Origin of the sequence: Mesorhizobium kowhaii (assembly GCF_042431665.1) — a bacterium.
In the GTDB taxonomy this organism is placed as follows: Bacteria; Pseudomonadota; Alphaproteobacteria; order Rhizobiales; family Rhizobiaceae; genus Mesorhizobium; species Mesorhizobium kowhaii.
The window spans coordinates 1-12,867 of the sequence record NZ_JBHLYT010000011.1; the positions used below are offsets into that span (position 1 = coordinate 1).

11 protein-coding genes are annotated in these 12,867 nt (G+C 63.0%); 6 read left to right on the forward strand and 5 right to left on the reverse strand.

Features of this window, described 5'->3' with window-relative positions; genetic code table 11:
- From ACFFNA_RS11740 to ACFFNA_RS11755, 4 genes are all read left to right on the forward strand, one after another.
- Positions 1-342 (forward strand): sulfotransferase family protein (locus ACFFNA_RS11740; protein WP_378918332.1); only part of this gene is annotated, 342 nt, incomplete at its 5' end.
- Positions 343-374: 32 nt separating this feature from the next.
- Positions 375-515: a hypothetical protein gene (locus ACFFNA_RS11745; protein WP_378918334.1), complete on the forward strand. Its 141-nt coding sequence runs from the start codon at positions 375-377 to the stop codon at positions 513-515.
- 447 nt (positions 516-962) lie between these two features.
- Entirely contained in the window at positions 963-4,391 is a 3,429-nt protein-coding gene (locus tag ACFFNA_RS11750; protein ID WP_378918336.1) for an acyl-[ACP]--phospholipid O-acyltransferase, read from the forward strand.
- A 335-nt stretch (positions 4,392-4,726) separates the two neighbouring features.
- Positions 4,727-5,875, forward strand: coding sequence for an amidohydrolase (locus tag ACFFNA_RS11755; RefSeq protein WP_378918338.1), 1,149 nt, complete (start codon positions 4,727-4,729; stop codon positions 5,873-5,875).
- Positions 5,876-6,068: 193 nt separating this feature from the next.
- On the opposite strand, the gene ACFFNA_RS11760 is transcribed toward ACFFNA_RS11755, so the two are convergent.
- A complete protein-coding gene (locus tag ACFFNA_RS11760) occupies positions 6,069-8,063 on the reverse strand; it encodes a BTAD domain-containing putative transcriptional regulator (RefSeq protein WP_378918340.1) in 1,995 nt (664 codons plus the stop codon).
- 173 nt (positions 8,064-8,236) lie between these two features.
- Here ACFFNA_RS11760 and ACFFNA_RS11765 point away from each other — a divergent pair, with 173 nt between their 5' ends.
- Positions 8,237-8,479 (forward strand): DUF1127 domain-containing protein, encoded by a 243-nt coding sequence (locus ACFFNA_RS11765; RefSeq protein ID WP_378918342.1) that lies wholly within the window; start codon positions 8,237-8,239, stop codon positions 8,477-8,479.
- A 147-nt stretch (positions 8,480-8,626) separates the two neighbouring features.
- On the opposite strand, the gene ACFFNA_RS11770 is transcribed toward ACFFNA_RS11765, so the two are convergent.
- The 4 genes from ACFFNA_RS11770 to ACFFNA_RS11785 form a co-directional block, all read right to left on the reverse strand.
- Positions 8,627-9,553: a DMT family transporter gene (locus tag ACFFNA_RS11770; RefSeq protein ID WP_378918344.1), complete on the reverse strand. Its 927-nt coding sequence runs from the start codon at positions 9,551-9,553 to the stop codon at positions 8,627-8,629.
- 168 nt (positions 9,554-9,721) lie between these two features.
- Positions 9,722-10,351, reverse strand: coding sequence for a DNA-3-methyladenine glycosylase (locus tag ACFFNA_RS11775; protein WP_378918346.1), 630 nt, complete (start codon positions 10,349-10,351; stop codon positions 9,722-9,724).
- Complete coding sequence (locus ACFFNA_RS11780; protein ID WP_378918348.1) at positions 10,330-10,710, reverse strand: nuclear transport factor 2 family protein; 381 nt, start codon at positions 10,708-10,710, stop codon at positions 10,330-10,332. Before ACFFNA_RS11780 ends, ACFFNA_RS11775 begins: the two co-directional genes overlap by 22 nt.
- Positions 10,711-10,919: 209 nt before the next feature.
- On the reverse strand, positions 10,920-11,780 hold the full coding sequence (locus tag ACFFNA_RS11785; protein WP_378918350.1) for an SMP-30/gluconolactonase/LRE family protein: 861 nt from the start codon (positions 11,778-11,780) through the stop codon (positions 10,920-10,922).
- 113 nt (positions 11,781-11,893) lie between these two features.
- On the opposite strand from ACFFNA_RS11785, the gene relB reads away from it, so the two are divergent.
- Positions 11,894-12,694, forward strand: a complete 801-nt coding sequence (gene relB, locus ACFFNA_RS11790) for a type II toxin-antitoxin system RelB family anti-toxin (protein WP_378918352.1) — start codon at positions 11,894-11,896, stop codon at positions 12,692-12,694.
- Positions 12,695-12,867: the final 173 nt, after the last annotated feature.

The window sequence follows — 12,867 nt, forward strand, 5'->3', positions numbered from 1 at the left end:
GTTATCCTGACATACCGATCGCCGGAAAGCTGGTGGAAAAGCTTCGAGAACACGATCCTGGCAGGCATCAGCCAGAGCACGGATCAGGAGTCGCTGGGTCTTGCCTTGATCTCCAGGCAGGTCTTCGGCGGCCGGCCGCACGATCGCGCCAACGCCATAGGCGTCTACGAAGCCAATGTAAGGGCGGTCATTGCGACAGTACCGCCGGGTCGGCTGCTGGTCCACAATCTGGGCGACGGATGGGAGCCGCTCTGCCTGCATCTTGGCGTGCCAGTACCGGACCAGTCCTATCCCAATCGCAACAACACCAAAGACTTTCAGTCGGCTCTTGCTCAGAACTAGTCTGACCGTCTGCAAGGGGTGGGGTCACGACGATGTTCGCGACGACATTCGGAACCGGACTTGGGGTCGCGTCAACAACGGCTTTGCGCCTCAAGCTGGTTGGCGACCGCCGGCTGCAGCGCGCCGCCGCCGTGCTCGAACGGCTGGCGAAAACGATTGGCAAGCCGGCTTGATTGTATCCGGCCTGAAACAGACCAACACCGACCCGACTTAACCTTGAAACGAAAAGATCATATCGAATGATCACCAACAGCTACGCGCCCAAGAACTCAAGCGCCTGGAAAACGTTGACCATGGACAGTTTCGCCATCGCTGCCTCGATGAGGGTGGACGGCATCTACTTCATGGAGGCATGATTCGCCGCCAAGGGGCTCTATGCGATGGCCGCGACTATGCTGGTGCATACCTCGATCACCATCACCAAGGCGCTGCGTGACGTGGAAGAAGCAAGCCGCTCCATCAACCGGCTGGAAGTTGCCAGACCGAGAAGCTGCCGATGGACGTCAGCCGCAGTAACGAAGTGTAACCGCGTTCCCGCTACAACAAGGCTCAAACCGCGCAAGACCACTGGATCGATCCGACCAGGATTTCAACGGTCTAACCCGATGGAAGTCGCCGCTATGGACATCGCCCCGAACAATCATGCGAACAGCCATCTGATGACGTCACGGCGCTTTGCGCCTCTCTTCTGGACGCAATTCCTGTCCGCCTTCAACGACAATTTCCTCAAGAACACGCTGGTGTTCCTTATTCTGTTCACCCTGGCGGCGGACAAGGCGGCGTCACTGGTCACCCTGGCGGGTGCCGTCTTCATGGCTCCCTTCCTGCTCTTGTCCGCCCTCGGTGGCGAGATCGCCGACCGGTTCGACAAGGCCCTCATCGCCCGTCGGCTGAAATTCACCGAGATCGCCGCTGCTGCTGTTGCTGTCGTCGGCATCGCGCTGTCGTCGATCCCGGTGCTGATGGTGGCGTTGTTGATGTTCGGCATCATCTCGGCACTGTTCGGACCGATCAAATACGGCATCCTGCCGGATCATCTCGAGCGCAAGGAATTGCCCGGCGCCAATGCCTGGATCGAATCGGCGACCTTCGCCGCCATCCTCGGCGGCACCATCGCCGGCGGCGTCGTCTCGGCCGATGGCATAAGCGTCTCGGTTTTCGGGCCGATAATGATGATCCTCGCCGTCAGTTGCTGGGTTGTCAGCCGTTACATCCCGTCAACCGGTTCTGCCGCCCCTAACCTCGCTATAGACAGGAACATCTTTCGATCGACGTGGCGCCAGGTCAACGGATTGCGTGCCGACAAACGAATCTGGCGCGCCGGACTGATGACGTCGTGGTTCTGGCTGATCGGAGCCATCGTCCTTTCGATCCTGCCTACCTTGGTCAAGGATTCGCTCGGCGGCAACGAGATGGCGGTCACCGTCTATCTCGCCGTGTTCGCCGTCTCGATCGCCATTGGCTCCGCCATTGCCGCGTGGATGTCGCAGGGACGTATCGTGCTCTTGCCTGCACCGGTCGGCACGGCGCTGCTTGCGGTGTTCGGACTGGACCTGGCCTGGACCATCTGGAGCATGCAGCCTTCGCCCAGGGCCGAAAGCCTTGCCATGTTCTTCGCCGGGCCAAACACGATCCATGTTGCGATCGACCTCGCCGGCATGGCCATTGCCAGCGCCTTCCTTGTGGTGCCGACCTTCGCCGCCGTGCAAGCCTGGTCGCCCGAAGAGCGCCGCGCTCGCGTCGTCGCCGCCGTGAGCATCGTCAATGCAGGCTTTATGACGGTCGGCGGCGTGCTCGTCGCCGCGATTCAGGCAGCCGGCGTCTCCACTGGAGGCATCCTGTTCGGCCTCGCCGCGTTCAACGCCGTCGCCGCCTGGCTGATGCTGAAATACCTGCCGACGAACGCTTTCCGCGATTTCGTCTCCATCCTGTTCCGCGCCTTCCATCGCCTCGAAGTCGAGGGGATGGAAAACCTCAAGGCGGCCGGCCCGGCGCCGATCCTGGCGCTCAACCATGTCAGCTTCCTAGACGGTCCGCTGGCGCTGACGCTGACCGATGAGGAGCCGGTCTTCGCCATTGACTACACCATCGCCCAGGCCTGGTGGATGAAGCCATTCATGAAACTCGCCCGCGCGCTGCCGCTCAACCCGGCCAAGCCGATGTCGACCCGCACGCTGATCAAGATCGTGCAAGGTGGCGATCCGCTGGTCATCTTCCCGGAAGGCCGCATCACCGTCACCGGCGGCCTGATGAAGGTCTATGACGGCGCCGCCATGGTTGCCGACAAGACTGGTTCGATGGTCGTGCCGGTGCGCATCGACGGGCTGGAGAAGAGCTATTTTTCGCGGCTGACCTCGCTGCATGTGCGCCGCCGCCTGTTCCCGAAGGTCAAGGTGACCATCCTGGAACCGGTCAAGCTCGAAGTGCCGCAGGAGCTTAAGGGCCGCAAGCGTCGCGCCGCGGCGGGCGCCGCCCTCTATCAGGTGATGTCGGACCTCGTCTTTCGCACGCAGGACATCGACAAGACCGTGCTGGAGAAGATCATTGAGACGGCGAACGAACGTGGCATGAAGCAGCTCGCCGTTCAGGACCCGGTCACCGGTTCGCTGAGCTATGGCAAGCTGCTGACCGCTGCCGCAGTGCTCGGTGAGAAATTCGAGACGCTTTATGCCGGTCAGCAGACGCTCGGCATCATGCTGCCCAACGCCAACGGCTCCTGCGCGACCCTGCTCGGTGTCATGTCGGCCGGCAAGGTTCCGGCGATGATGAACTTCACCGCCGGCGCGGCCAACATCCTCTCCGCCTGCAAGGCCGCCGAGGTGCGCACCGTGCTCACGTCGCGCGCCTTCATCGAACAGGCCAAGCTCGGCGCCGTCGTCGAAGAGCTCGGCCGCTCGGTGAGCATCGTTTGGCTCGATGACCTGCGCGCCACTATCGGCCTCAAGGACAAGCTGCTCGGCCTCTTGCGCAAAAGCACGCCGCGCGTTGCCCGCAAATCCACGGACCCGGCCGTGATCCTGTTCACGTCAGGCTCTGAAGGCACACCGAAGGGTGTGGTGCTGACCCACCGAAACATCCTGGCCAACGCCGCCCAGGCCGCGTCGCGCATCGACTTCCATGCCGGCGACAAGGTCTTCAACGTGCTGCCGATCTTCCATTCCTTCGGCATGACGGCGGGCACGGTACTGCCGCTGATCTCCGGCGTGCCGATCTACTTCTACCCCTCGCCGCTGCACTACCGCATCGTGCCTGAACTGATTTACGCGTCGAACGCGACCATCATCTTTGGTACCGACACGTTCCTCGCCGGCTATGCGCGCACCGCGCACCCTTACGACTTCCGCTCGGTGCGCTATTGTTTTGCCGGCGCAGAGCCGGTCAAGCCTTCAACGCGCCAGACCTACATGGAGAAGTTCGGCCTGCGTATCCTCGAGGGCTATGGCGTGACCGAAACCGCGCCGGTGATCTCAATCAACACGCCGATGTACAACCGCTCCGGCAGCGTCGGCAAAATCATGCCCGGCATGGAGTATCGCCTGGATCCGGTTCCCGGCGTCGAGGATGGCGGACGGCTTTTCGTGCGCGGGCCCAATGTCATGGCCGGCTATCTCAGGGCCGAGAAGCCCGGCGTGCTCGAACCGCTTGAAAACGGCTGGCATGACACCGGCGACGTCGTCGCCGTCGACGACGCTGGCTTCATCACCATTCGCGGCCGCGCCAAGCGTTTCGCCAAGATCGGCGGCGAGATGATATCGCTGGCCGCCATCGAGGCGCTGGCGGGCGAATTGTGGAAAGGCTCGCTCTCGGCGGTCGCCGCCATGCCGGATGCGCGCAAGGGCGAAAAGCTGATCCTCATCACCGAGGCCGCCAACGCCACGCGCGCCGAATTTCTGGCCTTCGCCAAAGCCAACGGCGGCATGGACCTGATGGTGCCGGCCGAAGTGCGCGTCGTTGCGAAAGTGCCAGTCCTCGGCTCCGGCAAGCTCGACTTCGCAGCTGTGACCAAAATGGTGCGCGGCGAAGAAGAGATGAAGATCAAGGCGGCTTGAGCCAGTCGTAACCAATGGCCGACGGACCAAGCCGGCCCGTTAGCCCTGAGCAACTGAGGTCGTCTTTGGGTCAGAGATGCCGGTTCCGGTTCGCTTAAGAGCGGCCAAATCGGCGTGGCAAAGGCTGTGAGTCAGTTCACGTCGCTGCATGGGGCGCCTGAATGTCCGCTTCTCACATTCCAGGCCTCGAATCCGCAAGTCCGCTTCCGACCCAATTGCGGTCATTCCAGAACTCGCTCCGGCCAGAACTCGCTCCGGATTGACCGCTTCCGGCGTTTGGCGGAAGTTTCGCTGCGTGTGTTATGCAGAATTCAGCGCAAGTGGAGACGGAAAACGTGACCCTGACCAATCGAGACCTTGTCGAGCTCACGGCGTGGCGACGCCAACTGCACCAGCATCCGGAAATCTCGAATGAGGAGGAAAAGACCGCGGAAGAGGTCGTCGACTTCCTCGCCGATACAGGGCCGGACGAGGTGCTGACCGGATTGGGCGGACACGGCGTGGCAGCGGTCTACGAAAGCGGCAAGGCGGGACCAACGGTGTTGTTCCGCTCGGAACTCGATGCGCTGCCGATCCACGAACTTTCGGACGCGCCACATTCATCGCTGGTGCCAGGCAAGTCGCATATGTGTGGCCATGACGGACACACTGCGATCCTGGCAGCACTTGGCCGTCAGTTGGGGCGCGAGAGGCCCGCTCGCGGCCGTGTCGTGCTGATGTTCCAGCCGGCGGAAGAAACCGGCAATGGCGCGGCCGGCGTCGTCGCCGACCCGCGCTTCGGCGCGATTGCGCCGGATTTCGCGTTCTCATTGCACAATCTGCCGGGCGTGCCGCTCGGCGAGGTCCGGCTCAAACCGGGCGTGGTGAACTGTGCCTCACGCGGCATGCGCATCGTGCTGGAGGGGAAGACCGCGCATTCGTCCATGCCCGAGACCGGCGTTTCGCCCATGATGGCAATCAGCCAACTGATGCCGGCCTTGCCGGCGCTCGGGCGCGGAACCTTTGCCGACGACGAATTCAGCATGGTCACTGTCACCCATGTCGAGATGGGCGAAGCCGTGTTCGGCATCGCGCCCGGCCATGCCGAGATCTGGGCGACGCTGCGCACCCGGCGCGACGACCGCATGGCCACCCTGTGCGCCGCAGCGGAAGCTCTGGTCACACGAATCGCCGCCGAGCATCGTTTGTCGCCCCGGTACGACTATCATGAGGTGTTCGTTGCCAGCGTCAACGCACCGGAGGCGGTGGAGCATCTGCGGCAAGCTCTCGATGAAGAGGGCGTCTCGCACGGAGAAGAAAACCTGCCGATGCGCGCCTCGGAAGATTTCGGCGTGTTCGGCCACAAGGCAGCATCGGCGATGTTCTTCCTTGGCGCCGGCGAGCGGCACCCGGCGCTGCACAATCCGGACTATGACTTCCCGGACGACCTGATCCCGATTGGATCGAAGGTGTTCATGCGGACAGTGCGCAACCTTCTGGGCTGACGTCTGCCAATGCAGAAAACGGCATTCCACCGACTCGTGGGGACACCGTTTCGTCGTGTGAAGTTGGCGAGTCCCGATATCGGCCGTACAGATCCGCTTTGCGGCTTCCTGAAAGCTGACGTCGTATGCGACCGCGCTGGAGGTCGGCGTGCGCCAAAAGCAGACGATGCGAAACCCCGCGATTATGCATTGGTCAGCGTTCGGGCAATCCCGCCACCCTCAGAGCTTCGGCCACCTGATCCGCCCACTCCGGCATGTGTCGGAAGAAAGGTAACGACCGATATCGCTCGATCGTGAAGCCCGGCTGGGCGGCGAGGAGCTTTTGCGCGGCCCATCGTGCGGTCTCGAGGTCTCCGTCCATCGCCGACCAGGCGGCGAGGTATCGATAGGACATGATGATGTCTGGATGGGCGGCGATGACCTCACGGGCGATGGCGGCGGCCTGGGAAAGAGAACCTGTCTTGGCCATGGCGGTGGCCATTCCCAGCCTCATGTTGAATGTGAGCGGATCCATTGGGCTCAGTGTCATCGCCTGTTGGAACCGTTCGGGCGCGTGAGCGACTTCGCCCTTGTAGATCGCGATCCAGCCATGGCGTGCCCATGCCCACGCATTGTTTGGATCAAGCTTGAGAGCCTTCTCGATAAAGGTGGTGGCGCGCTCCTGGTCGCCGCACATGCTCATGGCCGAGCCGGCGGCGGTCAACGCGGTTGGATCGTCGCTGATCGAGCCCGCAGCCTCAACCGTCGCGCGCGCCTTTTCCAGCTCGTTCTCCGGCTGATCGGTCCACAGATACGCGGCCTTCGAGGCGTGGCACCATGCCAAAAGCGCATGCGCGCGACCATAGGCCGGATCGATCGCTATCGCCTTTTGCAGCAGCTCTATCGCCTGGTTGTTGGTGTCCTTGCGGCGGCCCCAAAGGTTCGGATAGGCGCGCATGACGAGATCATAGGCCCGCAGGCTGGTTGGCGGCTTGCGCTTGGCCAGCTCGATCTCGGCGCCGCGGATGGCCGGATGGATGGCGCCGGCCACCTGCGCGGCAATCCTGTCCTGGAACTCGAACACGTCCTCCGTCGCACCCTCGTAGCGCTCGGACCACAGTTGCGCCCGCGTTTCGGCATCGACCAGTTGCACGGAAATGCGCAGCCGGTCGCCGCCCCGCCGAACAGTGCCTTCGACCACGTAAGCGACGCCGAGTTCCCTGCCGACCTCGCGCACGTCGACGAAGCGGCCCCTGTAAGTGAAAGCAGACTGGCGCGCGATAACGAAGAAATCGCGGATGCGGGAGAGCGCGGCAGTGATCTCCTCGACAACGCCGTCGGCAAAATACTCGTCGTCCGCTCCACCAAGGTTGTCGAAGGGCATCACCGCCACAGACGGCTGGTCATGCGGCCTCGCCGGTTTGGTGGCAGGCTGAGGCGGCTGGGCGGTGTCGAGCGCCGACGCGGCCTGTCGATTTCCGCTCCGCGTTTGCAGAGACGCCGCCAATGAGTGCGTCTCTGCCTCGGGTTGCACGTTCAGATGCTTCTTCAGCAGCACGCGGCAGGACTCGAACTGGCGCAAGGCCGCATTTTCATGACCTCTGGCAGCGTGGATTCGCATGAGAGCTCGATGTGCTGGCTCCGCGGTCGGATCCGAGGCGAGCAGCCTTTCCGCGAGCCCTTCGCAAGCCGCTTGATCCGCGGATCCGGCTTCAGGCTGTGCCAGGCTCAGGCGCTCCACCAATTGCAGCGCTTTCTGCCGGTATCTGATCTGATACGGGCTGAACCATTCATCCAGACCGTCCGGAATGGCCTCACCGGCCAGGACATCGCCACGGTAGAGGTCGGCGGCGAAGGCGAGGTCCGCCGTCGCGCTTTCGGCGAGCTTCCGCTCAAAGAGCCAAATATCCGCGTCGTCCTGACTGGCTGTCAGCGCCACCGTCTCCTGATCCCCCTCGATATAGATGGCTGCGTCGCCGCCGGCGGGAAACCATCGCCTGATATCGGCCAAGGCCTGGCGCAGACTGTTGCGCGCCTGCGCGTCGCCTCGTCCTGGCCAGAACCCTTCAGAAAGTTGCTCGCGATGGTGGCCGCGACGACCCGCCAGGACCAGAGCGGCAAAAAGAAGTGCGGATTTGCGCGTTGCGAAGCGGGCGGGCCGGCCCTCTCCGGAAGTCACTTCGAGACCGCCAAGCAACCGAATGCGCACGAGCCCTCTCCAGATTTCGAATGCGCTGGCAGCACAATAGCATCTTCGGCAGCCGATTTAACGCGGATTTAACGGCAGCCCCCCGTGCTTTCCTCCGCGGTTCACGCCCGACTGAACAGCCGCAAAGCGCCCGTGCGACAAGCTACGATGGTAATCTGAAACGGGAGAGTAAAATGACTCACACGCAAGCTCGCGCCGAGACCCGCACATCGAAACGTCGGTTGCCTGGGGTAACGTCGAAAAGCGTGGCAACGGTGGTCGCCGCCTTCACGGCGTGGCAGCGAACCATTGCAGCGCGCAGGGCGATAAAAGACCTGACGCCTGATCAGTTAAAGGACATCGGCTATCCGGAGTCCCCTGCGCCAAAGTTCATCGTCAGGGTCGGCCTCATGACGGATCTGATGTCGATGAGGTAAGGTTGGCGATGATCCAAGTGGCGTCTTACCCTGGCGCAGCTTCGCTTTTGGTCGTGGAGAGCAGACCGCTCCGCCCCTGGTTGCGCCCGTCGGCCATGCAAGAACGCATGGCCGCTTAGGGCCGGGAACGCGAGAAGACGCGCTTCCTCACACTGTCGCCTCGATCGGCTCGGCAAGCTTCGGGTTCGCGCGCGCCGCGATCAGGCAGCCGGCGACGATCAGGCATGCTCCGGTCAGCGTGGTCCAGGTGGCCTCCTCGCCGAAGAAGAACCAGCCAAGCGCGATCGCCCAGATGAAGGCCGAGTATTCCGTCGGGATCAGATATTGCGCTTCGGCGCGGGCGTAGGACCAGCTCATCAGGAATTGCCCGGCAAGCGACAGCACCGTCACCCCGGCCAGGGGAAGCCAAAGATTGGTCGGCAGCGCAACGGCGAGCCACGGCGCGGCGAGGCCGAGGAGGATGGCCACGCAAAGGTTCTGGAACAGCATGATCTCGATTGGTTTGGCCAACTGCGCCTGTTGCCGGGCCAGGATCAGATTGTAGCCGTAGAACACCGTCGATACGAGCACCGCTGCCGTGCCAAGCATGGCATCGTGCGAATAGGCTGCCTGGCCGAACTGGCCGGCCATGATGATCGCGACGCCGGCAATGCCGGCCAGCGATGCCCAAATGGCCTGCCGCCGGATTCGTTCGCCGAGCAACAATGCGGCGAGGAAGAGGGCGAACAAGGGCGCGATGAAGCTGAGCCCGATCGCCTCCGCCAGCGGTAGCCTGGCGAGGCCCCAAAAGAAGCATATCAGGACGATGCCGACGACAGCGGCACGCAGCGCATGCAGCCGCAGCACCGCAACGGTTGGCTTTGAGCGCGACCCCGCCGACCAGGCTGCTCCGGCGACGACAGTCGCGACCATGCTGCGCCACAGCACCGTGTTGTAGACGCCGACGGCGATAACCAGGGTCTTCATCGCCGCATCCATCCCCGACAGCAGGAAGATCGCGAAGGCGCATACGAGCACCGGGGTCATCGGCGAAACGGCGCCGGTCAGGCTGGATGTCTTCACGGCGTCACTCATGTGCAGCCGGATATCTCAGAGCGAACGGCAGGACCAGATGGCAGCCCCGTCGATATGGCGGTCCAATCCGGAGCGCAGGATTTTGCGGCCCGGTGCGTTCGCCAACAGCGCAAACGGGGCTTCGGGTCCTGCCTGCCTTTCAAGGGAGGAGGCGACTGTGGCCGTCTCTTATTGGCTGAGCGATCTTGGACCGCTGACGAACGGACTCTCCCTGACATAAAACCGCAGCAGGCGGTCCGCATCCTTCGAAATGCCGATCCTGATGCTATGCCCGATTTCGCCGGGTTCGTGGCCGTCGCGTGCAAGCCACAAAGAACCTTCTCGGCAAAGATTGAGCCCGTCCAGCGAACGATCAATCCGCAGCGCCGCCGCGAGCCTTCCCGGTCCCCGTGCCAGGTCGCGTAGGCGCTCGACGCCGCGATTGAGGCGCATGATCGAAATGCCTTCTAGCGGCTCGAGTGCCCGGATCAGGACGCCGGTTCCGATCCCTTGCATCTCGCTCGAGACATTCAGCATGGTGGAGATGCCGTAGGCGAGATAGACATAGGCGTGCCCGCGCTCGAGAAACAGCGATCGGTTGCGCGGGGTCATCCCCCGGTAGCCATGCCCGGCGGCGTCGCCGACGACATAGGCCTCGGTCTCGACAATGCGGCCGCTGGCGACGCCTTCCGGCAACTCGCGCACCACCACCTTGCCAATGAGATAGCGGGCGAGAGCGGCCGTATCCGCCGGCAGCTCCGCGCGAGCGAGCGGCGGATGATCATCCTTGTAGCGGTTCACGGGATCCGCTCTGCCCATTGCGCGCGCGAAAGCCCCGGCTCGAACGGTTCGCCGAAATACTGGGTCTCGCGGGCCACCTTGCCATCGAGGAACTCCATGATGCTCACGGTGTAAGACGGCCGCCCGTCATAGGCCAGGACATATTCAGTGACCCAGAGGTCGCCCGCCCCGATGATCCGCCGCACCGTGAAGCGCTTCCGGTTCGGCTGCGCGGCGCGAGACGACTGAATGTTTCGCCGCCCGCGGATGCGCTCGCCCGACTGCGGATAGTCGAGCACCGCATCCTCCCGGTAGATCTGGTGCTCCGCCTCGAAATCACTCGCATCGGAGGCGGCCCAGTGGCGATCCAGAGCCGCTAGTATCTCCCTGTCGTCCATATTGAATCTCCTTCGCCGCCGGCCGGCGCACCATACGCTGGCCTGGAGCGTGATCCCGAACCGAAGGTCAGCGAAGCAAAAAATGGGTCCCGGTTTTCGGAAAAGATCATGCTCAAACAACAGATAGAGCGGGCCTTCCAGAGGGGCATCCCAGCGAAGGGGCGGGTCACGACGCTAGAGAGCCGGCTAACAATGTCGGGAGACAGTTCTCAGTCGAGTGTCAGCGCGGCCACTTCGCCCTCGTTCATCAGCGGCACATAGAGGATCGACTTGCCGTCGGTGCCGATGTCGGCGCTGCCCGGCTTGAAATGCGCCACCGCTTCCGGCGCGGCGCCGGCATGATAGCGGTAGAGCGTGCCGGTCATGTAGGCGGTGGCGTAGATGGTATCGCCGATGGCGATGACGCCGTCGAGGTCGGCGAATTTCTGCGCACCTGGCAATGGCGAAACCACCTTGCTAGCGAGATCGACCGACAGCAGTCCGCCCGGCTCCGCCGTGCTGAAGTCGGGCTTGATGCCCTTGCCCCAGGAGGCAACGATCAGCCGGTCGCCATCGGCGAAGACGCCGTTGGGCGAAGCCAGCATCGCGCCCTTGATGAACAGTTCCGACCGGTCGCCGTCGATGCGGTAGATGGCGTCGGCCAGCATGTCGGTGACATAGACCTTGCCGGATTGGTCTGATGTCATGTCGTTGAGGAAGACCGCGTTCGGCACCGTGATGCTGGAAACCAGTTTGCCGCTGGCGAGATCGACGACGCGAACCTTCGTGATGTCGGCGACATAGAGCTTGCCACCCGATATCGCCATGCCCTTGGGTGCGTCCATGCCGTCGGTCCAGTGCTGGGTGACCGTCTTGCCGTCGATGGACAGCACCGACAGATAGCCGTTGCCGTCGGCATCGCCGGAATTGCCGACGATGTTGGAGACGATGATGCGGTTGTTGGTGGCGTCGAACAGAGCCGATTCCGGCTGTTCGAGGCCAGTCGCGCGCCAGAGTTCGCCCGCCTGGGCAGCAGGCGCCGCCGCGATGCCGATGATTGCGAAAAGGGCTGAGGGGATGAAGCGGTTCATGAGTGCTCTCCTGTTATGACGGGGAAGAGCTATGGTTTTCGATACTTTCCGAAAAGGCCGATTACCGCTAGTATCGAAAGTCGATACCAAACTGCCGGCAAGAGGTGCATCCGATGAACGGTCTGATCTTCGAGGCGCTGAAACGGACGCTGAAGGCGAAAGGCGTCACCTATCGCCAGCTTGCCGAACGCATGGGCGTTTCCGAGCCGACGGTAAAGCGCATCTTCCACGAGCGCAACTGCAAGCTCGACCGGCTGATGGAGATTTGTACGGCTGCCGGGGTCGAACTGGAAAACGTGCTCGGTTCGATGAACCGCGGGCCGGGGCCGGTCAACCACATCGCGCCGGAAATCGAGCGTAAGCTCGCCGGCAGGCCGGCGCTGCTGTTCATCTTCGTCATGCTGTCGGAGAAATTCACCCCCGAAGGCATCATGCGCTCGCAAGGCCTGAGCGAGGCATCGATGTTCCTCTATCTTCGCGATCTGGAGGAGCTCGGCCTGATCGCGCTCGGCCGGGGTCTGACGGCGCGATTGTTGGTCGAGACGCCGATCCAGTGGAATTTCGAAGGGCCACTGCGGCCCCTGTTCGAGATGACCAACAAGAATTTCATCGGCTGGGCCATCACCCATATCGACAAGGAAGCGACCTTCGTCAGCTTCTCCAGGCGGATGCGGCCGGAGACGGCGGAGATGGTGCGGCGCGAGGCGGAGGATCTGGCGGACCGCGCCAAATTGCTTGCCCATCACGACCAGCACACCACGCCGGAGGAGGGGCTGGTCGGCTACAAATGGACGTTTGCGTTTGGCGCAACGCCGTTTCCGGCGATCATGCCGATCGGCCCGCACCCGCGCGATGCCGGCGCGTTCGATCGGCCCGCCACTCCTGCAAAGGGACGCCGCCCGTTACCGGCCTGACACGGCCAATTATCCCGAGCAGGATAGGGCGCGTTGGGACAGAACAGATCTGGCACCAACACGGCGGGCCGAACGCATCCATGTAGAGAATGACGCCGGGCACTGCGGTTTTTTGGTGACCTGAACAGGGAAGTCTCCGCCTGTCCTGCTTCGGTTTTCACCATGATCTTTTG